General features: G+C 44.9%; 19 protein-coding genes. 11 read left to right on the forward strand and 8 right to left on the reverse strand.

The genetic code is table 11. The annotated features are described in order from the left end of the window. The first annotated feature begins 223 nt into the window (after positions 1–223). The 4 genes from GKS34_RS20275 to GKS34_RS20285 all read left to right on the forward strand — a co-directional run bounded on the left by GKS34_RS20275 (position 224) and on the right by GKS34_RS20285 (position 5,786). Positions 224–2,131 carry a receptor L domain-containing protein gene (locus tag GKS34_RS20275; protein WP_163386810.1) on the forward strand — a complete coding sequence of 636 codons (1,908 nt, stop codon included), beginning with the start codon at positions 224–226 and terminating at the stop codon, positions 2,129–2,131. After that, positions 2,128–4,095 (forward strand): hypothetical protein, encoded by a 1,968-nt coding sequence (locus GKS34_RS20280; RefSeq protein ID WP_163386811.1) that lies wholly within the window; start codon positions 2,128–2,130, stop codon positions 4,093–4,095. Before GKS34_RS20275 ends, GKS34_RS20280 begins: the two co-directional genes overlap by 4 nt. A gap of 292 nt (positions 4,096–4,387) precedes the next feature. Then, positions 4,388–4,885 carry a sulfatase-like hydrolase/transferase gene (locus GKS34_RS23655; protein ID WP_205602117.1) on the forward strand — a complete coding sequence of 166 codons (498 nt, stop codon included), beginning with the start codon at positions 4,388–4,390 and terminating at the stop codon, positions 4,883–4,885. Continuing rightward, complete coding sequence (locus GKS34_RS20285) at positions 4,869–5,786, forward strand: sulfatase-like hydrolase/transferase (protein ID WP_205602118.1); 918 nt, start codon at positions 4,869–4,871, stop codon at positions 5,784–5,786. The genes GKS34_RS23655 and GKS34_RS20285 overlap by 17 nt, the downstream gene beginning before the upstream one ends. A gap of 84 nt (positions 5,787–5,870) precedes the next feature. On the opposite strand, the gene GKS34_RS20290 is transcribed toward GKS34_RS20285, so the two are convergent. From GKS34_RS20290 to GKS34_RS20305, 4 genes are read right to left on the reverse strand one after another with little or no spacing between them, the layout of a single operon-like run. Next, positions 5,871–9,047: an efflux RND transporter permease subunit gene (locus tag GKS34_RS20290; RefSeq protein ID WP_163386812.1), complete on the reverse strand. Its 3,177-nt coding sequence runs from the start codon at positions 9,045–9,047 to the stop codon at positions 5,871–5,873. Positions 9,048–9,081: 34 nt separating this feature from the next. Then, on the reverse strand, positions 9,082–10,188 hold the full coding sequence (locus GKS34_RS20295) for an efflux RND transporter periplasmic adaptor subunit (protein ID WP_163386813.1): 1,107 nt from the start codon (positions 10,186–10,188) through the stop codon (positions 9,082–9,084). Between the two features lie 7 nt (positions 10,189–10,195). Beyond that, positions 10,196–11,533 carry a TolC family protein gene (locus tag GKS34_RS20300; protein ID WP_163386814.1) on the reverse strand — a complete coding sequence of 446 codons (1,338 nt, stop codon included), beginning with the start codon at positions 11,531–11,533 and terminating at the stop codon, positions 10,196–10,198. A gap of 24 nt (positions 11,534–11,557) precedes the next feature. Next, on the reverse strand, positions 11,558–12,136 hold the full coding sequence (locus GKS34_RS20305; protein ID WP_163386815.1) for a TetR/AcrR family transcriptional regulator: 579 nt from the start codon (positions 12,134–12,136) through the stop codon (positions 11,558–11,560). Positions 12,137–12,405: 269 nt separating this feature from the next. On the opposite strand from GKS34_RS20305, the gene GKS34_RS20310 reads away from it, so the two are divergent. Then, complete coding sequence (locus GKS34_RS20310) at positions 12,406–13,200, forward strand: helix-turn-helix domain-containing protein (RefSeq protein ID WP_163386816.1); 795 nt, start codon at positions 12,406–12,408, stop codon at positions 13,198–13,200. Between the two features lie 292 nt (positions 13,201–13,492). On the opposite strand, the gene GKS34_RS20315 is transcribed toward GKS34_RS20310, so the two are convergent. Together GKS34_RS20315 and rfbA are read right to left on the reverse strand one after the other, a co-directional pair. Further along, positions 13,493–13,852, reverse strand: a complete 360-nt coding sequence (locus GKS34_RS20315; protein WP_163386817.1) for a response regulator — start codon at positions 13,850–13,852, stop codon at positions 13,493–13,495. A 185-nt stretch (positions 13,853–14,037) separates the two neighbouring features. After that, entirely contained in the window at positions 14,038–14,913 is an 876-nt protein-coding gene (rfbA, locus tag GKS34_RS20320; protein WP_163386818.1) for a glucose-1-phosphate thymidylyltransferase RfbA, read from the reverse strand. 440 nt (positions 14,914–15,353) lie between these two features. Here rfbA and GKS34_RS20325 point away from each other — a divergent pair, with 440 nt between their 5' ends. Together GKS34_RS20325 and GKS34_RS20330 are read left to right on the forward strand one after the other, a co-directional pair. Then, entirely contained in the window at positions 15,354–16,073 is a 720-nt protein-coding gene (locus GKS34_RS20325) for an outer membrane beta-barrel protein (RefSeq protein ID WP_163386819.1), read from the forward strand. A gap of 77 nt (positions 16,074–16,150) precedes the next feature. Then, positions 16,151–17,164, forward strand: coding sequence for a pirin family protein (locus GKS34_RS20330; RefSeq protein ID WP_163386820.1), 1,014 nt, complete (start codon positions 16,151–16,153; stop codon positions 17,162–17,164). Positions 17,165–17,206: 42 nt separating this feature from the next. Here the strand turns inward: GKS34_RS20330 and GKS34_RS20335 are convergent, their stop codons facing one another. Next, positions 17,207–18,076 (reverse strand): sugar phosphate isomerase/epimerase family protein, encoded by an 870-nt coding sequence (locus tag GKS34_RS20335; RefSeq protein ID WP_240459387.1) that lies wholly within the window; start codon positions 18,074–18,076, stop codon positions 17,207–17,209. Between the two features lie 192 nt (positions 18,077–18,268). Between GKS34_RS20335 and ppgK the strand changes: the two genes are divergently transcribed. From ppgK to GKS34_RS20355, 4 genes are all read left to right on the forward strand, one after another. Beyond that, positions 18,269–19,024, forward strand: a complete 756-nt coding sequence (gene ppgK, locus GKS34_RS20340; protein WP_163386821.1) for a polyphosphate--glucose phosphotransferase — start codon at positions 18,269–18,271, stop codon at positions 19,022–19,024. Then, positions 19,021–20,037, forward strand: coding sequence for a phosphotriesterase family protein (locus GKS34_RS20345; RefSeq protein WP_163386822.1), 1,017 nt, complete (start codon positions 19,021–19,023; stop codon positions 20,035–20,037). Before ppgK ends, GKS34_RS20345 begins: the two co-directional genes overlap by 4 nt. 266 nt (positions 20,038–20,303) lie before the next feature. After that, entirely contained in the window at positions 20,304–20,906 is a 603-nt protein-coding gene (locus tag GKS34_RS20350) for a 3-keto-disaccharide hydrolase (protein WP_240459388.1), read from the forward strand. A 211-nt stretch (positions 20,907–21,117) separates the two neighbouring features. Beyond that, positions 21,118–21,945 carry a universal stress protein gene (locus tag GKS34_RS20355; protein ID WP_163386823.1) on the forward strand — a complete coding sequence of 276 codons (828 nt, stop codon included), beginning with the start codon at positions 21,118–21,120 and terminating at the stop codon, positions 21,943–21,945. A 251-nt stretch (positions 21,946–22,196) separates the two neighbouring features. Here the strand turns inward: GKS34_RS20355 and GKS34_RS20360 are convergent, their stop codons facing one another. Then, complete coding sequence (locus tag GKS34_RS20360) at positions 22,197–22,661, reverse strand: hypothetical protein (protein WP_163386824.1); 465 nt, start codon at positions 22,659–22,661, stop codon at positions 22,197–22,199. Between the last annotated feature and the right edge of the window lie 76 nt (positions 22,662–22,737).

Consider the following 22,737-nt stretch of genomic DNA (forward strand, 5'->3'; position numbering starts at 1 on the left):
TACTCATGAAGAAGGAATTAGAAAAAAGAAACACCTCCGTTAGAAATGAATCAATTCCGGAAAACAACGGCCTGGCCTAGCAAACAAAATAACTCCTATCCCTTTGCCCTGGTATTGTAAAACAATTGAATAATAACTAAACAGCATATTTATTTATTTAAATTGCATTTTGATGTATTTAAAATAAATACTAATTTTGTAATAAGATTTTTAATTTATTGCTATGACAGTACGGATTTTTGGCCCGTATCTCCTGCTTTTTTGTGGGCTGATTTTTGGGGCTTGTGAAACAGTAGAGGAGAAACCACGCGCAGCAGAAGGCAAGCTTTCAATCCAATTGAAACAAGGCCTTGCAGGCAATGAAGGCAGTCGCCTTCAACAGGTTCCCATACAAGGAGTCAGCCATTTGGTAATTACCATCCTCCAGGAAAATGGTGCAGAAACAGCCTACTCCTCTAAACGCATTCCCCTGATGAAGTTTCAAGACGAAATTTTAATTGAGGAGATAAGTCTACCTCCGGGAAGCTATCAAATTACGGATTTTTACCTCACGGATAGCCTTGAAACCATCCTCTATGCCAGTCCCATGGAAGGATCGCCTTTTGCAGCATCTTTAAACCAGCCCCTTCCGCTGGACTTTCAAATGCGTGCTACAGGGTCTGCTGAAATACAAATGGAAGTCATTTCCACCGCCAATACCTCTCCTGAAAACTTCGGTTTTCCTTCCGATCTGGAAGGATTTAAGGAGACGTTTTTCTTCTTCTTAACACTGAGCGAAGAAGGAACGGACGACTACCTGGACTATTTACCTGGTAAACTCACCGTAAGCATTGACGATAATTCCCGAACTCAGCCGCTTGGAAGAAGCTTCAACCGAATTGTCCTTCCGAAGGGCGCGGAAGCTTATGTATTGCTCGTTGAAAGTGAAACCTACCAATCCCTAAAACAAACCCTTTCGTACGATACCCTGCTTCAATTTGCTGAGCGTCCCCTTATTTTAGAAATGAAGAAAGAACGTAGCGATGCTGAATTTATTGGCGGGGTATTCGAAGGATCAATCGCTTTAGCTACGCAGGCACAGGTGGATTCCTTTTCACGAAAAGGCTATGATACCATTCACGGAGACCTGATACTGGGTCAATCTGCACCAAATGAATCGGATCCGGTAACAGATCTCCGGGGGCTGAGCACCATTCAGGAAATCCAGGGCAACCTAAGCCTGATAGAAAACCCATCTTTAAAGTCGGTTATGGGCCTGCATCAGTTGCAGGTTATTTCCGGCACCCTTACCATCCAGGGTAACGAATTCCTGGAGTCATTAGCGGATTTATTCAGATTGAGCTACCTAAGGGAATTAAGACTGATTCAAAATCCCAACCTACGCAACTTTGAGGGCCTGCAAGCTTCCACACCATCCATCGCAAAACTGCATATCGAAGCTATGGAACACTTTACCTCCCTGGATCAATTGGGCCGTTTCCGGCAGATGGGGGAGATCACCATTACAGCCAATCCAAATCTGACGCAATTAAGTTTCAATTTCCTTCAAGAAAAGATAGGGATCATCCAAATTTCAGATAATCCCGGTTTGTTGAACTTTGGCGGCCCCTCATCTGCTGGCTTCACGCAGATTAACCGGTTAATGCTTCAAAACAATAAAAACCTGGAGAATCTGAAAGGACTACTGGCACCTGAGGGAATGGTTATGAAGCACTTTGAGTTTAGTAACCATCCAAAAATCGAGACGCTGCATGACCTGGCATTTTATGAATACTTTTCTAAAATCACCATTCAAAACAACGAATCCCTACAGGATCTCTTACCTTTTTCTCCACTAACCGTACTTTTTTCCAGCATAACGCTGGTAAATAATCCAAAAATTCAAAGCCTGGATGGCTTGCATAACATCAATCAGGTTGTTTACTACCCGACTATAGAACCCGATGCCATGCCCTACCCCATAAATCCCGAGTTATTTACCTTCACCGACAATGCCTCTCTGACGGATTTTTGCGGCTTTGCAGATCAGATAATTGAATTTGGGGCCGGTTTTTCCGTAATAGAAAACAATGGGTACAACCCATCGTTGGAGGATTTTATCAATGGGGACTGTAACGAAGAAGAGCTATGAAAAACAGGAACGCAATCATATGGCTTCTTTGGATAGGTCTGGCGGGGGCATGGTGGAGCTGTGAAGGCCTGGAAACGCCGGATCCCATTGCCCAACCATCTCCGGGGGCGGGCCAAAAACCCCATCCGGAGACCCCGCAAGGTGAACTAAAGATATCATCCATCGTTTTGCGACTCTATCGGAACGTAGGTACCTCGCCACATGCCCGGCTCAGCGCACAGCAGCTAAAGCAAGCAACCATCACCATTCGCGGTACGGACGGATCTGAAACCGCCTACAAATCAACGGTAATCCAGGTAGAGGAAAAAGAAGGTCACTACCTGACAGAGAAAATATTTCTCCCGGAAGGAGCCTATGAGGTGATCTCCTTTTACGTTATGGGTGAAGGTAATTCAGTGGCAGAGGCCGCTCCACAAAAGACTTCTCCCCTTGGTAAGGAATCGAATCTGGCGCTGCCACTCGCATTTGACATCGTATCGGTCGAATCTGAAGAAGAACCAGTAACCCAGCTTTCCCTGGAGGTAATTTCTACCCAGGGTAAAAGCCCGGCAGATTTTGGCCTGCAGTCCTTTTCCTTGGAAGTAGTAGGTCCCATTTCTTTTTATGTGGCGTTGGTGTCGGATCTTAGACTGATGGACTTCCTGCCCGGTACAGTGGAAGTCAGCGTATTGGAAGATACCCTCAAGTGGGAACTATCACCGGGAATTAATCCAAGCATCCCATTACCCCTTGCGGATAAATATACCCTCACGGTAAGCAGCACGGACTGGAAGGACTACTCGAAAACGTTTTCACTGGAAGAATTGCTGCTTTACAGTTCAAACCCTTTAATTATCAAAATGGAAGGCACGGAAAGGGAGTGCCCGGGAGGCAGCGTCTCAGGGAATATAATTCTCCAAAGTCAGACCCAGGTAAACGAATGGCCGGTAAGCTGCTACGATGGAATCAAAGGCGACCTGATTATTGAAAGTACCGTTGGCAATGATGCCATAATAGACCTCAGCCCCCTGGAAGTTTTGCAATCCTTGGATGGAGCCCTGACCATACGAAATAATCCAAAGTTAGTATCCCTGGAAGGTTTAGGAAATATTAAAAATATCCCGAGCTTGCTGGACATTTCCAATAACCCCAGGCTGGAAACATTAAACGGCTTGCCGGATCTGACCACCCCACCTCCGATCATTTTCATAAAGGAAAACCACTCCCTAATAAATTTGGAGGGCCTTAACCAAATGGTCGTAGGTAATTGGATCGAGATCACTTCAAACAATCAAATAAAAAACTTCCGCGGTCTGGAACAATTATCCCGAGTTGACAAACTAATTCTATCAGATAACGAAAATCTGGAATCCTTTGAAGGCTTGTCCGGGCTGCGAGAGATAGGGCTTCTCGAAATAAGTAATCAATCTAGAATTAGTTCTTTTGAAGCGTTCCAAAATGGAATAGAAACGCTAAATAGCCTTTCCCTTTCAACAATGAGCGGAATAAAAACCCTGGAGGGACTATTTTCACCTTCCGGAAAAGTGGATAGCCGATTGAATTTACAAAGCACTTCACTTCAGACGCTTAAGGGATTGGGAATTGCCCCAAAAGTCAGGTTTGACATTCAAATTCGGGACAATTATTCCCTGGAGAACCTGGATGAATTAGCGGCACTCACGCATGTTGATCGTAGATTTACCATCGAAGGCAATTACAAGCTTAAGACCTTATCGGGCCTGGAAAACCTCGTATCTGTTGGTGTCGGAGACGGTTCTGAAAACGCTCTCCAGTACCCTTTGGTCATCCAAAACAATGATTTTTTGGCAAATTTCTGTGAATTAACCAAATTGCTGGAAACCGGCTCTTTTTATAAGCTCGTAACAGGTGGTAATTATTACGATCCCAAAGCAGCGGATATCCTTTCTGGCGATTGTATAGGCGACTATTCCATTATTGCAAAGCTAAATGGTCCCGATTGGTGAGGCAGGGATTCGTAACGAATGGTTTTACCAACTCCTTGTTAGCCCATTTGGCTCCGGATTAAAAAAAATGATTCTCTTTTGAGGTAAAATCCCAATTTATTTCTTTTTTTATGTCCTGCTACGGTTTTTCGTCATAATGCAGCCATCGCCTTATCTGACCGGCAGGAATAAGCAGATCGATTTCCCCTACAATTATGGCAGTAAACGACACGGTCTGCGTCGGTCGCCGGTAAAGGCAACCCGCTGGTGCAAAATATAAAGCAGCAATTACCCTTTTAAACCCAAAATAAAAATGCCAATTCTCTCTAAAATCTTTCTGGCTTCATCTTGGCTATTTTCATTAACGACAGCGGCAACATTTGCTCAGGAATCCAGTACAGAAACAAAGCCCAATATCATTTTCATCATGGCGGATGATTTGGGGTACGGAGATATAGGCGTATATGGACAAGAGCTTATTAAAACGCCGAATATTGACGCGCTTGCCGAACAAGGAATCAGGTTTACACAGGCATATGCTGGAGGGCCAGTTTGTACCTCGTCAAGGAGTGTGCTATTGACTGGTTTGCATAATGGTCATACGGTTGCCAGAGACAATGTGCCCCATTATCCAACTTACCTGCATACTGACGATATCACTTTAGCGCAGGTATTAAAAGACGCTGGTTACCGGACGGGGGGCGTAGGAAAGTGGTCCCTTGGCGATGCTCAGACGGAGGGCCGGGCTACAAATATGGGATTTGATACCTGGACCGGTTACCTGAACCAGGACCATGCCCACTATTATTAACCCTACCTATCTGGATCATGACGAACGGAAAATTCACCTGCCAGATAACCCCATTCTGAGAAATCACTACAGCCATGATATCCTGACCAATGCCGCCCTTAACTTTATCAGAGAGCCAAAAGAGGAACCTTTCTTTCTGTATGCAGCGTATACATTGCCTCATTTTTCAGCGAAAGAAGAAGACGAGCATGGCCTTACGGTGCCAACTACTGCCCCTTACATGGAGAAAGGTTGGCCAGAAAAAGCCAAAAAATACGCCGCCATGATTGACCGGCTGGACAAAGATGTCGGGAAAATCATCACGCTCCTCGAGGCAATGGGGATCCGTCAAAACACCCTGGTCATTTTCACGTCCGATAACGGCGGCCATAGCGCCACCTGGAAAGGATTTAAAACCAACGGAAGGCTTAAAGGGTATAAGCGGGACTTGTATGAAGGAGGCATACGAGTGCCCTTTATCGCTTCCTGGCCAGGAGTCATTCCTGCTGGCCAGGTATCAAATGAGGTTATCGCCTTTCAGGATATGCTTCCCACGTTCGCTACGTTGGCCAATACTACCTTACCAGGAGAAACGGACGGAATATCGGTCATTGGCGCATTAAAAGGAAACGCGCTTCCTCCAAATGGTCGCGTACTTTATTGGGATTTTGGCCACACCCGAGATCGGTACGATCAGGCCATACGGCTGGGTGACTGGAAAGGCATTCGGAATGGAAAAGACCAGCCGATTGAACTCTACGATCTAAGTAAGGATATCGCTGAAGCCAATAACCTGGCCGGAGATCACCCGGAGCTGGTCGAAAAAACAGAACGGCTCATGGAAACAGAGGTAGCTCCTTCGCCAAGATATCCAGTTGGGGTAAAATACCAGGGCGGCCCCATCTGGAAAAAAAACTGGTAAGCCGAATTTACTTTTTTCGTTGAAAAAACGCTCCAGGGGAAATTCAAATTCCCTGAAGCGTATTAAATACTATGCAAATTGTCCTCAGCTATGATGACTTTCAATCCATTCGGTATCGGCATTATCTTCCAGGCGTTTCAATTCCTTTTTCCCGTAGGCTACACGGGTAATCGCCACGTAAAGCACCGGTACAAAGAAAATTGCTAAAAAGGTCGCCGCCAACATCCCTCCAATCACCGTCCAGCCGATGGTTTGCCGTGCCACTGCACCGGCTCCATTGGATAATGCCAAAGGCACTACTCCAAGAATAAATGCGAGCGAAGTCATGATAATCGGACGCAAACGAAGCTTCACCGCTTCCAAGGTGGCCCTGATCAGGGGCATCCCCCGGTCCACCCGATCCTTGGCAAACTCAACGATCAAAATGGCGTTTTTGGCAGCCAGTCCTATCAGGGTGATCAATCCAATCTGGGCATACACATTATTATCCAGGTGCGGTAAAAACGTCAATGCCAAAATGGCGCCAAAAGCACCTAATGGCAAAGCGAATAATACGGAAAAGGGAACAGACCAACTCTCATACAAGGCCGCCAAAAGTAGGGAAACAAGAATAATGGCCAAAGAAAATATCAAAATGGTACTGTTCCCAGCTGCCATCTCTTCCCGGCTCAAGCCGGAAAAGTCGTACCCATAACCCTCGGGCAACACCTCCGCTGCTACTTCCTGCAAAGCCTCAATAGCCTCCCCTGAACTGTAGCCCGGTGCCGCATTTCCGTTGATTTCTGTAGAACGGAACAAGTTGTAATGAGAAATCACGGGCGAACTTTCCACCACCTCATAATTCACAAGTGCCGATAGTGGTACCGACGCACCCTGCCGATTCAATACGTAATATTGTTCCAAGTCATCCATTCCTGCCCTATATGCAGTATCCGCCTGGGTAACCACCCGAAAATTCCGGCCGTATTTCGTGAAATCGTTAACATAAGAGGAACCCATCAAACCGGACATGGTACCAAATACATCCGTAAGGGAGACTCCCAGCTTTTTCACCTTTTCCCGGTCCACCTCCACATGGTACCCTGGAGTCTTGGCCGTAAAAAAGCTAAAAGCCCTTGCAATTTCCGGTCGGGCATTGGCCTCCTGAAGAAATTGCCCCATTACCTGCTCCAATTCTTTCACGTCTCCACCCGCACGTTGTTCTAACATAAAGCTAAAACCACCTGTCTGCCCCAAACCGGGGATGGCGGGAGGGGGAACCACCACTATATTGGCCTCATTGATAGCCTGAAACTTCTGATTTAAGGTACCCATCAAGCCAAATAATTGCATCGAAGGATCCTTTCGTTCATCCCAGGGGTCCATCTGTACAAAGAAGGTAGCTGAGTTGGGTTTGAAAGAGAAATTGATGGCATTTAAGCCCCCTATTCCTGTGAGGTTGTTTATGCCATCGGTCGATTGGATCAATTCGGTCATTTCATCCATTACTTCCCGGGTACGGCTGGAGGATGCCCCCTCAGGCAACTCCACTGAAACAAATAGCCTTCCTTCATCTTCTGTAGGCAAAAACCCCGTTGGTTTGTTCTGAAATAATCCAAACGTACCAACGATTATTACAACCAACATCACAAGAGCCAGCGGCGTCTTTTTAATCCAGCTATTCACCCCTCCGGTGTACTTTTCGGTGACCCGGGCAAACCAATTATTGAACCAATAAAAAAAACGGTTGAGTCCCCTACTCTTTTCATGCACGGGAGAAGGCTTTAAAAGCAAGCTGCAAAGTGCTGGAGTAAGTGTCAACGCCACAAAAGCGGAAATCAATACCGAAATAGCGATGGTGATTGCAAACTGCTGGTACATCCTACCCACGATACCCGGAATAAATCCTACTGGTATAAAAACCGCCGCCAAAATCAAGGCAATGGCAATTACCGGAGCAGTAATATCCCGCATGGCTTTCCGGGTAGCCTCCCTGGCAGTAAGCTTAAACCGATCGATGTAATGCTGCGCTGCTTCCACGACTACGATCGCATCATCCACCACAATTCCTATGGCCAACACAAAACCAAACATGGTCAGGGTATTGATGGTAAATCCCAGCGGTATAAAGAAAATAAAGGTACCGATTATGGAAACCGGTATGGCCAAAATCGGAACCAGTGTAGCTCTCCAGCTCTGCAAGAATAAAAAAACCACAACGATAACCAGAAGCAGTGCCTCGGCAAAGGTTTTGATGACTTCATTGATCGAAACCTCCACAACCGATACCGATTCAAAAGGTACGATATAATCTACATCTGCCGGAAACGTTGCCTTAAGGTTTCCAAGGGCTTCGTAAATACCCTCTGCTGTTTCTACCGCATTGCTTCCGGGAGCCTGATAGACCAAAAGAATGGCTGCTTCTTTCCCGTTTACGGTTGAATACCGGCTATAATCAAATTGCCCTAATTCCACCCGGGCAATGTCTTTAAGATATATCAACGATCCATCTTCCGGATTGCTACGTACAATTATATCTTCAAATTCTGCCTCATCCTCCAGGCGACCATTCACGGTTATGGGATACTCAAAAGCCTGGGAGGAAAATTGGGGCATGCCTCCCACCGTACCGGCTGCCACCTGCAGGTTTTGCTCCTGAATGGCCTGGTTTACCTGGGCCGTCGAGACCCCATACTGAGACATCTTATCCGGCCGCAACCATATCCTCATGGAAAAATCCTGCCCAATGGCATTGATATCCCCTACTCCATTGACCCGTAGCAATGCATCTTTTATAAAGATATTGGTATAGTTGGAGAGGAATTTGGGATCATGGGTGCCTTCCGGCGAGAAAATACTGATCACCATCATGATGCTGGGGTTTCGCTTTCGCACCACCACCCCTAATCTCCTTACCGCCTCAGGAAGTGTAGGCTCGGCGATACTCACCCGGTTTTGCACATCAAGAGTGGCAATGTCAATGTCCGTCCCTACTTCAAAAGTAACATTCATCTGCATTTGGCCGGTACTGGTATTGTTGGAACTGATATAAGCCATTCCGGGAGTTCCATTGACCTGCGTCTCGATAGGAGTCGCCACGGTTTGTTCCACTGTCTGGGCGTTTGAGCCCACGTAATTGGCAGAAACAGAAACCACCGGGGGGGTGATATCCGGATATTGCGTCACCGGAAGATTGAGGGCTGCCAATATCCCTACCAGCACGATCACGATAGAGATCACCATGGCCAAAACCGGCCGTTTTATAAATACTTCTGAGATCATGAACTTGATTTTTTATAAAAAAACTGCCTGAGAATTACTGAATCCGGACTTTTGCTCCTTGCCGAAGCTTTTGAATACCCTCTACTACGATAGTTTGCCCGGTATCCAGGCCTTCCCGAACCACTACTTCGGGACCTATCACAGTCCCTAGCTGGAGCGTTTGTTGGGACACCGTACTATCCGACGCAATCACATAGACAAAATATTCCCCCATTTGCTCGGTCACGGACTTATAAGGAATCACAAGCTGGTTTCCATAATCCTGGTTGAGCACCTGAAGAGTAGTGGTCATCCCGGGAACAAGCATACCCTCCGGATTGGGAAACTCCACGCGCACATTCAGCGTCCCGGACTGCCTTCCTACTGCCCGGTCCATAGCAACCAATTTTCCCGTATAGGGATAAACCGATTCATCTCCCAACCTCAGCGTAAAAAGTGAATCGGGACTACTTTCCGAATTCATCAGCCGGTTAAAACGGGGAATTTCCTTTTCATTAATCACAAAATCCACCTGTATAGGCCCGGAAGAAGAGATGGTATTCAGTAATGGTTGCCCCGGAGAAACCTGCCCTCCCACTCTTACTTGCGAGATACCTACCTGTCCGTCAAAGGGAGCCCTAATTACCGTGTATTTCAAATCAGTACCAGTGGATGCTACCTGGGCTTCAGCCGCCTGAACCTGGGCCTCCGCCGTCAAAAGTTCCGCTCTGGCATTATCCAGCACCTGCCTGGCAATAGCTTCTTCTTGATCCAACCGCTGATACCGGTCTACGTCTTTTTCTACCCGTGCCAGGTTTGCCTTCGCCGACGCCAGTGAGGCTTCCGCTTGATTTCTGGCGGCCAGGTACTTGCTCCGGTCTATCTCGTACAGCTTTTGTCCCCTGCTTACTTTCTGCCCGTCTTTTGCAAAAATTTGAGTAATATAGCCACTTACCTGAGGTCGGATCTCTACCTCTTTCACCGCCACCAATGTGGCCGGATAGGTATCCAGACCAGTTACAGGCTTTGAAATTACCTCGTAGCTGCTCACCGAAGCAGGCGGTGGTGCTGCCGGGGTTTGACTGCCAGAACCACCACAGCCAGAAATCAATGTCGCCAGGGCAAATAACGGAACAAATGAATTGCGTATTACTTTTTTCATTTTTGTATCAAAGTGAGGTATCAATGGATGATGGATTAATCTGACCCAAGGCTCGCATCAAGTCAAGCTTGCTGGAAAGCACCGTGAAAAGTGCTTGGTAATGGTTCAATTGGGCTGTACGAAGTTCGGTTTCCGCTACTATAAGGTCTACGTAAGCTTTGACTCCTTCGTCATATTGTAGTTTGATGGTTTCGTAAACCTCCTCGGCCAATTCCCGATTCGACTGCAGTGTTTCCCATTCATAAAAGCTGGAGTGGTAGTTGGCTAGCGCGCGCTCGTATTCGGTGTAAAGTTGCCTTTCAAAATCCCGAAGGCCGAGTTCCGCACGGTCCTGCTGAAGCCGGGCAATCTTGACGTCTTGCACTCGCTTACCCCCCTGAAATAGAGGAATAGCAATGGTAAGGCCTACCGAGGAAGTGGGAAACGACTGACTGTAAAGTTCGGAAAACTCCCGGTTAAAAAACAGAAAATTATAATTGTAAAACCCGTTTAGGGACGGAATAAAGGCCCATTGGGCATACTTGGTATTCAGCTCAGTGGTAGCGAATTGTGTCTTGGCCAATTGGTATTCCACCCGTTGCTCCAAATTAAAATCTAAGCCCTCCTCCAAATTGGCCTTTTGCTCCAGGGATTCATAGGCATAATTCAACGTCAATTCCTCGCCCTGAGAAAATCCAGCTAGTTCCTTGAGGTAAGCATACTTGGCTCTGAGCGATGCATTCACTCTGTTCCGGTCACTTTTCAAGTTGGCCAGGCTGATTCTGGCCCGTTGGAAATCGGTTTTGTCTACCAATCCTGCTTCGTACCTGCTTCTCGCATCTTGGTATTGCTTTTCCTGTCGGGCCAGGTTTTCATCCAAGATCTGTATTTGCTCGTATGTCAGTAGGATATCGTAATAGGCCTTGGAAACAATCACCACCGTATTGATACGGTTGGTTTCCAGGGACTGACTCAATTCCTCTTTTACCAACCCGGCACCCCGGTATGCGAAAAACTGATCCCTGTCAAACAAGGTCTGGGTAGCAGAGAAATTCAGGTTACTGGCAAACGGCTGACCAAAGGTAATCAACTCATCTCCGATGGGCTGCGTCTGAAGTTTGAGATTGTTGGTTAGTTGATAATTGGCACTGATCTGAGGAAGCCAACCCGATAGACTTGATTTAATCTGCCGATCCCCGATCTGCTGATCTAACTCGGATTGCCGGACTCCGGGACTATTTTGCAAGGCAAAATCGACCAACTCGGGCAAACTTAAACCAGTCGTCTGAATTGGGTCTGTCTGAGCATTCACTCTCGAAGAAATCCCCAGACACAAGAGGAAGAATAGGTGGAGGTAATAGTTCATCGATACTAATTGGGGTTAAAAATATTATTGGTTTTTGATGCCATCCCAAACCATTTGAGGGATTTGCTTTAGCTCCCCTTTCATGGATTGGGTTTGGGATTTGAAATAGGTAAGGTACCGAACAAGTGAAATGACATTTCCAATCACCATCACAGCCAGAATTTGGGGGCTAAGGGGTCGAAGCGCGCCTTCTTTTACTCCCTCCCCAAAAAACTTCCCTAACCAGGCTCCCCAAAGATCTGTAGACCGTTGAAGTTCGGGCGTATTATAAGGACTGCTGACAAACTGCTCCATAAAACTTTGAAAAGCAGGCTTGGTAAGGTAAAGTGAGGTAAGGTTATCCCAAAAGGCAAAAAAACGATGCTGAAAAGGAAGCTCCGGACTGTCTTTAGCGGATACCTCGGCCATGACCTTGATCTTTACGTATTTGTATAATTCCAGGATCATTTCATCTTTACTTTTAAAATAGGTATATACGGTTCCGGAAGCCACACCTGCATGCCTTGCGACCCTGCTTACAGGCGTACCATGAAACCCGTGCTCCCGGATCAGCTCCAGTGCACTTTCAAATAACATGGTTTTCTTATCTTGAATCGGTTCCATTTTGATTAGCTTATGAATGAACGTTCAATCATTTTTGAAGGAAGAAGGTTCCTGGATATGGGGATTTTTTTGCAACTTTAACTAAATGTCGGGCAAATGCCGGGTAAATTCCGACCCTAATTCGCTTAAGTATTGCCTTTTTTCGCTGAAATTGCCCCTACAAAAAAAAGCTTTGCCATGAAATCGAGCATGACGAAAACGTCACACAGTGGGATGATTATCGATCATGCGAGATTCCATCTGACCGCTGAAAAAAAACATATAAACAGATGAAACAGCCATCATTAGGAATAAAAATCGCCGGATTAAGGAAGGCCAAGGGCATTACTCAGGAGGAATTGGTCGAACGTTGTAATTTAAACGTACGAACCCTCCAGCGAATCGAAGCGGGAGAAGTACAACCCAGACTACATACCATCAAAGCACTATTTGAGGCCCTGGACCATTCCTGGGAGGAAGAGGCAACTAAGGCTAATTCCGAAACCGTTTCTCCAATTTATATTTACCTGGGAATGGCTTCTGGAATACTATATTTCTTCCTGGCCTATTTTGATATCGCCATGGAAATCGAATGGATGGGAACCGATGAAAAAACCGTTTCGTACCCGCTGGTGCTGATTAAAGTTTTTACATTTCTAACTTACACCGGATTCATCTTAGGCTGGCTAATTTTGGAAAAACACTTTCCAAATTTCATCCTGAGGATTGCCTTATGGGTGATGATTGGTAGTAATTTGATCTGGTACTGCCTTGACCTGTTTGCCATCTTTTCCCGGCAGCTAACCATGGAATCCTATTACCTGGTTAAAGTAATGGGGTTTGGAGCAGCCTATGCGTTCCTGGGAGCAGGGTATTTGGGATATGGAGCTCCATGGGGTTCCATGGCAAAAGTGATCGGCGCCCTTGGATTGATTGCCGGTATATTTCTTTTTTCCGGGATTGGCGTGATCCTGGGTTTGGTCCCGCTGACCTTATTTGAATTGGGACAAATCGCATTGATGGTTTGGGGGATAAAATGGTTGAAAAACCCTCCGTTTTCTCCGTTAAAGACAGTCTCCTTTTAAGACAAAAAACGGACGACGAGTCGCTACTGTACTATTTCTGGCTTGATTAATAGAAAAAAGAGGAAGCAAACAACTACACAGGTTACTGCTATTCGGATTGGCATGATCAGGTATTTCAATTTATGAATCCATTAAATTAAGTTAAAAGTAGATTTTTCTCTGGAAATAGAATGATTTCACCCAAAATTTTAACGGGTACGTTGAAAGCAGCTTAAAAAACATAGGTCCCGGACAATGCCCGGGACCTATGCGCTTTCGATCAAAAATTAATCTTAAACCCTACAAAAAGACGTCAATTCCGGAATATTTCCGGAATGCTTTCCCTAACAGACAGTTTGGAAAGGAATTTTTTTACCTTATCATTTGAATTGGCTTTCTCTTGATCTTTCTTATCCAGAGACCCACTTAATATGTAAACTTCAGAATCCTCCCCAAGAGGATTAAATTTATCCAAAAAATCCCACCCACTCATCTGAGGCATGAACAGATCCAAAAACAAGTACCGTGGGCGGATTTCCTGTATCTTATTCAAGGCCTCTGTGGCACAATTAAAAGTGTGGATCCGGTAGGGGACATTCAAACTTTTTCGAATGAATTTTTCCGTGACATACGTGCTTACCTTGTCATCATCAACCAATACAATATCTACCATCGAAATACAATTATCACGCTATAAAAAACATTATGACTAGTACAAACATAAAATAAAAATAGAGTACCTCCAAAGATTGAGGAATTTTTTTATTATTTTTTTTGCGTTTCAAATATTGTTTTTTGTATTTAAAAAAATATAAAGGGTTAAAAAAATCCCTTAAAGGCCCGAAAGCAAATGGATTTCTAAAAATTTAAATTCTGATTTACTAATTTTTTGAGGTATTCACCATAGCCACTTTTCCCGAGTTTTTCTGCTGATTTTAGCAATTTTTCCTGATTAATAAACCCATTTCGATATGCTATTTCCTCGATGCAGCCAATTTTCAAACCTTGCCTTTCTTCTATGACTTCCACAAATTGGGCTGCCTGTAGCAAGGACTGATGAGTGCCCGTGTCTAACCAGGCCGTACCTCGATTCAGAATGCCCACGTTAAGTTTGTCTTTCTTCAGGTACACATTGTTAATATCGGTGATTTCCAGCTCCCCCCTGCTGCTGGGCCGGATATTTTTGGCTATTTCTACCACTTCATTGTCGTAGAAATACAAACCGGGCACTGCAAAATTCGATTTTGGAGAGGCTGGCTTTTCTTCGATACTAAGTACTTTGTAATCCGCATCGAATTCCACCACCCCGTAACGCTGAGGGTCGTTGACATGGTACGCAAATACTACGCCACCATCGGGATCCGTATGCTCTTTTAAGGTACGGTACAAACCCGTCCCATAGAAAATATTGTCTCCCAAAATCAACGCCACCTTGTCATCACCGATAAACTTCTCACCAATGATAAAGGCCTGGGCCAGTCCTTCGGGCTTGGGCTGAATGGCGAACTGAAAATCGCAGCCTACCTGACTGCCATCCCCGAGCAATTTCCGAAAAGCATCATGATCTTCCGGTGTGGTTATAATTAGAATTTCCCGAATTCCGGCCATCATCAGCACAGACAAGGGGTAATAAATCATAGGCTTGTCGTAAATTGGCATCAACTGCTTACTGACAGCAATAGTCAGGGGGTAAAGGCGGGTCCCTGATCCCCCGGCTAAAATTATTCCTTTCATGTGTTTATAATTGTTTCTCAGTGATCACATGGAATCTCGCATGGTTGATAATCATCCCTCCGTGGGTCGCTTGCGTCATGCTCGATTTCATATGTTTATAATTGTCTTTAAGCGGCCAAATGGAGTCTCGCATGATTGATAATCATCCCTACCATTGACGTTTTCGTCATGCTAGATTTCATAAAAACATTAAATTTAACTCAAAATCATACTGAATCAACCCAAAGGGAAAATCAAAAGTAGTAGGTGCAGGTGAAAATCCGCAAGAAATCCGGCTGTACCGATTCTAAAACTTGTACGATTCTAAAGTAGGTATTATTTCTTATCTACTAAAATTTCATCCTTAATTCTTCCATTTTTTATGCTTAAATTCCATTTATCCGTAAGAAATGATAATTTTACCCGTTAGTACCTGTACCCAATCAACATTAATGCCGACGATGAAAAAAATCCTTTCTACAATTCCTTTCCTGCTTGCCGCAGCTCTGCTTTTCCCACTTACGGTTTCAAGTCAAAATTTTTACAAAGAAAAGGTTTCCAGAAACCAGTATTATCAGGTCGGCTTAGGGCTGGGTGCCATGTATGCAGACAATTCCGGACGAATTCGGAGAGTGGAAGTCAAGACCGGCCCCTCCGTTTCCTTTACCTATGGGAGAAAAATACATTCGCACATTGACCTGCGGGGCAACCTCGGCTACCAACGAACCCAAAGCCAGGATCAAGACTATTTTAGCACCCAGGTCATTGAGGCCTGGAGGACTTCGGGACAAGCCTTAGCCAGCAAAAACAACCAGGTCTATTTGGACCTGATGCCCACCCTTCATATTATTGGGTCCGAAAACCATACCCAACGAAAACGAATTAATTTGTACATGGGAACAGGTTTCGGCATGCTGCTCAACTTGAATCAGGAAACCCGACTCGAATCTAATGGACCCGAAACCAGCAACAATAGCATGGTGGTAGGGTATATCCCCGTCAGGGGAGGCCTCAGCTACAAACTAAATCTGTATACCGATATCGCCTTCGAAGGCAGCATTCTGTTGACTTTTTCAGACAAACTTGACGGCAATGAAGGGTTTAACCGTTTCAATGACCATCCGGTTGCCGGGCAAATTGTTTTCAGGCACTACATCAATCCTCTCAAGGGGTACGATTAACAATTATTTTTCCAAGAGGGAACTAATATACTAAAATATGGATTATTACATGTATATACACATAAAATAATCCGACTATGACTGCAATACTTAAAGCTATCCGACCATTGGGATTTCACTGGCAAACACAGGATCCCTTTCTATTCTGTGCACATCACCTGGATGTGTTTCCGGAGGGAAAGCCGGACATGTCCCCACTGACTGGGCTGAATGGGAGACAGATCGGTCAGGATTTTTCTGGACAAGATGGTTGGAGCATGTACCATGGAAGCAAGGTTCCCGGCTTTCCTGCCCATCCTCACAAAGGTTTTGAAACCGTTACCATTGTAGAGGAAGGTCTGGTAGACCATTCCGATTCTCTGGGAGCTGCCGGAAGATTTGGCAATGGAGATACCCAGTGGATGACAGCCGGAAAGGGAGTCATGCACTCGGAGATGTTTCCCCTGCTGAACGAGCAGAATAAAAATCCTTTGCACCTCTTTCAGATCTGGCTTAATCTTCCCCAGGCAAAGAAAAACGTACCAGCTCATTTTAAAATGATGTGGAAAGAGGATATACCCGTCAAAATCGTCAAGGATGAGCAAGGAAAGACCAGCCATTTTAAGTTAATCGCTGGTCAATTCGGTGCGTTGAAGGCTTTGGCACCGGCACCGGATTCGTATGCTGCCGATCCTGCCAACGAAGTGGCCATCTGGCTAATTTCGGCAGAAGCAGGAGCCCGATTCACGCTTCCGGAAGTAGGAGAAGGAACCAATAGAAGTCTCTTCTTCTATGCTGGAGATCACATTGAAACGGCAGGAGAAAGCATTTCGGAGGAGCACTCCATCGATTTGGCCGGGGGAAAAGCTCTGGAAATACATAATGGCAACAAAACGGGCTATTTTCTCTATTTGCAGGGGAAACCTCTGGGCGAGAAAGTGGTTCAGCACGGCCCTTTTGTCATGAACAGTAACCAGGAAATCCAGGAAGCCGTATACGAATTCCAACGGACGCAATTTGGAGGATGGCCATGGGAAAGTCATGAACATACCCATCCCAAGGAAAGAGGGCGCTTTGCCATTCATGCTGATGGAAGAGAGGAAACAAAATAAAAAATGTTATAAAAATCCGGCGAATAACTCCGCCGGATTTTTTTATTTCACGTACGTTGAGTTGTTCAGGTATTCGTAGCTCATCGCCACGCTTTTTACTGGTTCGTAATTATAACGTTCCACCTCCACATAAAACCCTTTCATTCCCTGGGCATAGGCGGCCTTGAATATTGGCTCAAAATCCATGGTACCGCTTTGTCCGATTTCTTCCTCGTCCTTGATGTGCAGCAATGGAAATCTGCCGGAATATTTCTTCAGGTAATCTACCGGATCATAGCCTCCTTTGGTAGCCCAGTAAACATCGAGTTCCATACAAAAAAGATCCGGATCAGTGTTTTCTAGCATAAAATCGTACATCACTTTTCCCTCAATTTTTTCAAACTCCCGTGCGTGGTTATGAAATCCAAATTGGAGATCGTATTCCTTAGCAATAGCCCCCACCTGATTATAATAGGTACACCAGGCTTCCAATTCCTTCAAGGTATCCGGTTTGGGCATGGATGGTTTTATCAGGAATTCGGCTCCTACAGCAGCATGAGCATCCGCAGCCTGCTTCCACCAATCCATGGCTATCGCGTGATTAGCTCCCGAAAAATCCCTGGGACCACCCACGTGGGCACTTTGCATGTGCATACCTAGATCCGTTACCATCTTCCTTATTTCTTTCGGAGAATATCCATAGATCTCCCCGTCAGCATAATTCGCTGCTTCCAACTTTTTAAAGCCGATATCCGCGACTTGCTTTAATATTCCCGATACATTGCCTTTAATATCCTCTCTTAACGAATACAATTGCAGCCCGATTTGCTTGCCGGTAGGGGCTGCCCCCAACCAATGGGAACTGCTGGCAGTAGCGAGGCTGAGCAAGCCCAGTTTTTTCATGAAAGATCTTCTCTGATAGGTAGTTTGCATGGTTATTTGATCTCTTTAGTTACAAATTAGGTTATTTCTTATTTAGAGGAGATAAAGCTAATTAGAATTTATGTTTTAAGGAATGAATATTTTTGTTTTCGGATTTTAACCCCGGCAAGGAATGTAATCAGCCTAATTTTTGCTAACTTGAATCGCCAAAATAAAATTTTGTTGGATACTAAATAGTTTTGAATGGAAATATTAGGATTGGATATAGGGGGGTCTGGAATCAAAGCCGCCCCGGTAAATATCGAAACCGGGGAATTGACAGCAGACAGGTTCAGGGTCCCTACACCCATACCTACCAAACCGGAAAGCGTGGCGGAAGCCGTGCAGACATTGGTAAACCATTTCGAATGGACAGGACCCATAGGCTGTGGATTTCCCACGGTAGTGAACAACGGTCGATGCATGACCAAAAGCAACATCCACAAAAGCTGGGTGGGGGTTCAGGTGGATCGGCTGTTTTCCGAAAAAACCGGTCTGCCAGTAGCTGTGATCAATGATGCGGATGCTGCCGGGCTGGCTGAAATGACCTTTGGGGCTGGCAAAGGAAAAATGGGGCTGGTGGTAACCGTTACCATCGGAACGGGCCTGGGGACCGGGGTATTTTATAATGGGCAATTGATCCCCAATTTCGAATTGGGACGCATCTATTATAAAAACGGACAAATTATAGAATATTTTGCCGCTGATTCTGCCCGAAAGAACGAAAACCTAAGCTATAAAACCTGGGGAAAGCGCTTTAATAAATTCCTGAAACATACCGTAAGAATCATTTCTCCGGATTTGTTTATATTGGGCGGAGGAGCAAGCAAAAAGCTCGATAAATTTGAAAATGAGATCACCATAGATGTTCCGGTAATTGTTGCGGAAAATAAAAACGAGGCGGGAATCATCGGAGCAGCCATGGCGGCGTATTTAAAATTAAATCACCAGGCTTCATGAAAAAACCGCTCCTTCTACTGATCATTGTTACATTATCCGGCTGGATACCGGCTGGTTTTGGTCAGAACCTCGAGATTATGACGGTGAAGGGCCCCATTCCTGCCAATCAAATGGGTAGAAGTCTTATCCACGAACATTTATTGGTAGACTTCATAGGTGCCGATAAAATCACATCATCCCGGTGGGATCAGGCAGCGGTGCTGCAGAAAGTAGAGCCATATGTGGCTGCATTGCCGGAATTAAAGATTCGCACCCTGGTATCCTGCACCCCAGCGTATTTAGGTAGGGATCCGGAATTGCTTCGAAAAATTTCGGAACAAACCGGCATACAAATTTTGACCAACACGGGCTATTACGGAGCAGTGGACAATGCCTATTTGCCGGCGCACGCTTTTTCATCCTCCGCAGAAACTCTCGCCGGGATCTGGACCGATGAATGGAAAAACGGCATTGGACAAACCGGTATAAAGCCGGGTTTTATCAAAATCGGGGTAAATAGCGACAGTCTGTCGGAATTGCATCAAAAACTAATACTGGCTGCCGGTTTGACCCATAAGCAAACCGGCCTAACCATAGCTTCCCATACCGGGCCTTTCCTACCAGCAAAGCAACAAGTAGCATTACTAAAGGCCAACGGCGTTCATCCAAGTGCCTTTATCTGGGTACATGCCCAAAATGAACGCAATAAGGAAAATTATTCCTTACTTGCAGCTGAGGGAGCGTGGATTAGTCTGGATGGTGTACAGCCATCGAACCTTCAGGATTACCTGGAGAAGCTCAGCTATCTCAAGGAACAGGGCTGGCTGGAGCAGGTATTGATTTCCCACGACGCAGGCTGGTATCGGCCAGGAGAAGAAGACGGGGGCGATTTTAGAGACTTTTCCGCCATCAGCACCCAATTCATTCCATTGCTCCTGAAAAATGGATTTACCGAAGCAGAAATAGATCAGTTACTGGTGAAAAATCCGGCAAATGCCTTTGCCATTCAAAAAAGAACTTATACTGGTAATTGAACCATCTACGCAAAAATTCGAGGCCATATGAATTTAAAAGAACTAAAATACAAATCGAGTTTTCATGGTTTAACTATTTAAAAATGACTACTGCCTGTTAAATAAAATAGGACCTGCTCAGGAAATATTTCCCCTGCCGGAAAACCTTTGGTACGAAACATGCTGTTTCTTTCAATCCAAATGCCTTTCTTTAAAAAGAATAGGTTAAAAAACACGAACACAAATAATTAAATAGAATCAATTTAAGCATATAAACCCAAATCAAAATGAAAATCAGAAACATTCTTCCAGGACTGCTGATGGCCTTATTCCTGATCAACGTTACCCACGCACAGGAAGTAAAAATGAAATCAATCTTCAATGGTAAAAGTCTGAAAGGTTGGACCGTTGAGCCAGAAGACAATATTTGGTGGACCGTGGAAAACGGAATGATCTCGGTAGAAAACGACCCCACTAAAACAGGTTCCACGTTATGGACAAAAAAAGAATATGGTGATTTCGTCGTTCAGATGGATTTCCTTATGGGCAAAGGAACCGTAGATTCCGGTATTTTCTTGCGCTCCGACAAGGATCAGATCCAAATTGGCATCTCGGGATCCCTTCAGCGAGACATGACCGGATCTCCCTACATTCCTGGTAAATCCTATCCTGTAGAAGCTGAGGGAGTAAAAGAGCTTCTCAAAACCGACGCATGGAACACCATGAAAGTAAAAGTGGTAGACCAAACCTACACGGTCTGGCTAAATGGAGAGGAAGTCATGACCTATACTTCTGAAAACATGCCTGAAAAAGGTCCTATCGGACTACAACTCCACCCCAACAACGAGATGAGCATCGCCTTTAAAAATATCCAGGTGGGAAAATTATAAATCAGGTACCTGGAACAAGCTTGGACAGATCAATGGAAACTATCAGGTTTCCTACTGACATGCATCATGTTTTTTTAAAAAGCATTTTGTTTATTTTGAAATACAGTATAAAAACAACAGATGAGATCGGGAAACCGTAATTCTCCATCTGGAAAAGAAACTGCTTTTCCATCAGAATTAAACGAGCTTTTAACAAAAAAATCCTATCATTATGAAACGCATAATTGTCCCCGTAGATTTTTCTCCCTATAGCGAAAACGCCTTTCTAACGGCATCAAAAATTGCCGCCAGGGGAGATGCTTCCATCACCTGTGTAAACGCCATTACCTCGGAATTAGACTGGAAAAACCTTTCTGCCACCGAAAAGGCAAAACACCAGGAAATCCTGGACCTGGAAGCAGAAGCAAAGGACAAGTTAAAGTCCTTCATTACTGAACATAAAGTAAAAAGCACGCCCATTGAGGCTGTTGTAGAGGTGGGAGTACCTGCGCAGGTTCTGGTGGATCTGGCCGAAAAACAAAAAGCCGACCTGATCGTGATCGGTGCTTACGGTAGAGGTTACGAAGACGGCAAATTCATTGGATCGACTACCCAGAAGGTAATGCGGCAGGCTAACTGTCCTGTTCTTGCTGTAAAGAAAGTACTAGATGGAAGGGCAATGAAAAAAATGGTTTTTGCTTCCCTTTTCAACGAGGCAAGCAGACCGGCTTTTACCCGAATGAAACCCCTGATCAAAACCATTGGCGCTTCGGTTTATTTCCTATACATCAATACCCCAGCGAAGTTTACCGACAGTGCCAGAGCGGAAAAGCTGATGCGAAGCTATGCCACCGGTCAGGAAGACCTGATCATCCACCGACATATCTACAATCACGAGGAGGCAGAAAAAGGAATCGTGGCATTTGCAGAGGAAGAAAATGCCGGGATCATCGGCATTGCTTCTAACGTGCGAAAGTCAAACGCCTCCTATCAAATTGGCGTTACCGATACGGTGCTGTTCAAAACAGACATTCCTGTTTTGAGCGTGAAGTTTGAATAAATGCTTTTTAGAGATGCCAGGGATTTTATTAAAACCTGGCATCTTTTTTTTTCGGTTCACTTCCTTTCTAGGGGACCTAATAAAGAAAACAAAAGACCCTATGGCATCTCTGACTTTCAAGCCTTCATTCTTGTTCTTCCAAGGGTTTAATCCTTATCCCACCTAAATTTCTGTAGAACCAGCATACGAGCAGTGCCGATTTTAACCGAGGGCTGAGCACAACGAAATTCAACCTTAAAAAACCTTTTTACTTACTGTTTATCACTATCAAACAGGAATTTGGGATTCGTATCCTCGTTAAAGTTCTCGAATAACGTCTCCGGAAGCACTGGTTTTTTTCCAAGGATAGGCATGTTGGAAGGAAAATCCTCGGAGAATTTCTTTATCGGTAAATTGGAGGAGAATCCTTTTGATAAATCTATAATGGGCATGTTGTACTCCTCGGAAATAATGGATGTTGCAACCTTTGCTTCAGAACGTTTGCGTGAATAATCTAATCCGGATGCCAGGTAGTTTTTTGATAATGGAAATTTACCAGGTATCACCAAACTGTCAGACATCCATTTTGATCCCGGAATACGAAAATCAAGAGCAGAAGGCAACGCATATTTCTTACCGGAGAGGTAGGGCAAAGGACTGAATCCCAATACGGTCTGCCCAAATGAGCCAATCGAACAAAACGTAAATCCAAAAAAGAGGAGTAGTAATTTTTTCATAATCCAATGAAGTTACGGTCGCCAATCAGTGTAATTATTTAAGACGTTTTTGTAGAGAAAAAGTTCTTCCCAACCA

Source organism: Cyclobacterium jeungdonense (assembly GCF_010994275.1).
Taxonomy (GTDB): Bacteria; Bacteroidota; Bacteroidia; order Cytophagales; family Cyclobacteriaceae; genus Cyclobacterium; species Cyclobacterium jeungdonense.

Excerpts from the sequence above, each read along its gene's own strand:
- GKS34_RS20275 (WP_163386810.1), top strand. The coding sequence starts at position 224 with ATGACAGTACGGATTTTTGGCCCGTATCTCCTGCTTTTTTGTGGGCTG.
- GKS34_RS20280 (WP_163386811.1), top strand. The coding sequence starts at position 2,128 with ATGAAAAACAGGAACGCAATCATATGGCTTCTTTGGATAGGTCTGGCG.
- GKS34_RS23655 (WP_205602117.1), top strand. The coding sequence starts at position 4,388 with ATGCCAATTCTCTCTAAAATCTTTCTGGCTTCATCTTGGCTATTTTCA.
- GKS34_RS20285 (WP_205602118.1), top strand. The coding sequence starts at position 4,869 with ATGCCCACTATTATTAACCCTACCTATCTGGATCATGACGAACGGAAA.
- GKS34_RS20290 (WP_163386812.1), bottom strand. The coding sequence starts at position 9,047 with ATGATCTCAGAAGTATTTATAAAACGGCCGGTTTTGGCCATGGTGATC.
- GKS34_RS20295 (WP_163386813.1), bottom strand. The coding sequence starts at position 10,188 with ATGAAAAAAGTAATACGCAATTCATTTGTTCCGTTATTTGCCCTGGCG.
- GKS34_RS20300 (WP_163386814.1), bottom strand. The coding sequence starts at position 11,533 with ATGAACTATTACCTCCACCTATTCTTCCTCTTGTGTCTGGGGATTTCT.
- GKS34_RS20305 (WP_163386815.1), bottom strand. The coding sequence starts at position 12,136 with ATGGAACCGATTCAAGATAAGAAAACCATGTTATTTGAAAGTGCACTG.
- GKS34_RS20310 (WP_163386816.1), top strand. The coding sequence starts at position 12,406 with ATGAAACAGCCATCATTAGGAATAAAAATCGCCGGATTAAGGAAGGCC.
- GKS34_RS20315 (WP_163386817.1), bottom strand. The coding sequence starts at position 13,852 with ATGGTAGATATTGTATTGGTTGATGATGACAAGGTAAGCACGTATGTC.
- rfbA (WP_163386818.1), bottom strand. The coding sequence starts at position 14,913 with ATGAAAGGAATAATTTTAGCCGGGGGATCAGGGACCCGCCTTTACCCC.
- GKS34_RS20325 (WP_163386819.1), top strand. The coding sequence starts at position 15,354 with ATGAAAAAAATCCTTTCTACAATTCCTTTCCTGCTTGCCGCAGCTCTG.
- GKS34_RS20330 (WP_163386820.1), top strand. The coding sequence starts at position 16,151 with ATGACTGCAATACTTAAAGCTATCCGACCATTGGGATTTCACTGGCAA.
- GKS34_RS20335 (WP_240459387.1), bottom strand. The coding sequence starts at position 18,076 with ATGCAAACTACCTATCAGAGAAGATCTTTCATGAAAAAACTGGGCTTG.
- ppgK (WP_163386821.1), top strand. The coding sequence starts at position 18,269 with ATGGAAATATTAGGATTGGATATAGGGGGGTCTGGAATCAAAGCCGCC.
- GKS34_RS20345 (WP_163386822.1), top strand. The coding sequence starts at position 19,021 with ATGAAAAAACCGCTCCTTCTACTGATCATTGTTACATTATCCGGCTGG.
- GKS34_RS20350 (WP_240459388.1), top strand. The coding sequence starts at position 20,304 with ATGAAAATCAGAAACATTCTTCCAGGACTGCTGATGGCCTTATTCCTG.
- GKS34_RS20355 (WP_163386823.1), top strand. The coding sequence starts at position 21,118 with ATGAAACGCATAATTGTCCCCGTAGATTTTTCTCCCTATAGCGAAAAC.
- GKS34_RS20360 (WP_163386824.1), bottom strand. The coding sequence starts at position 22,661 with ATGAAAAAATTACTACTCCTCTTTTTTGGATTTACGTTTTGTTCGATT.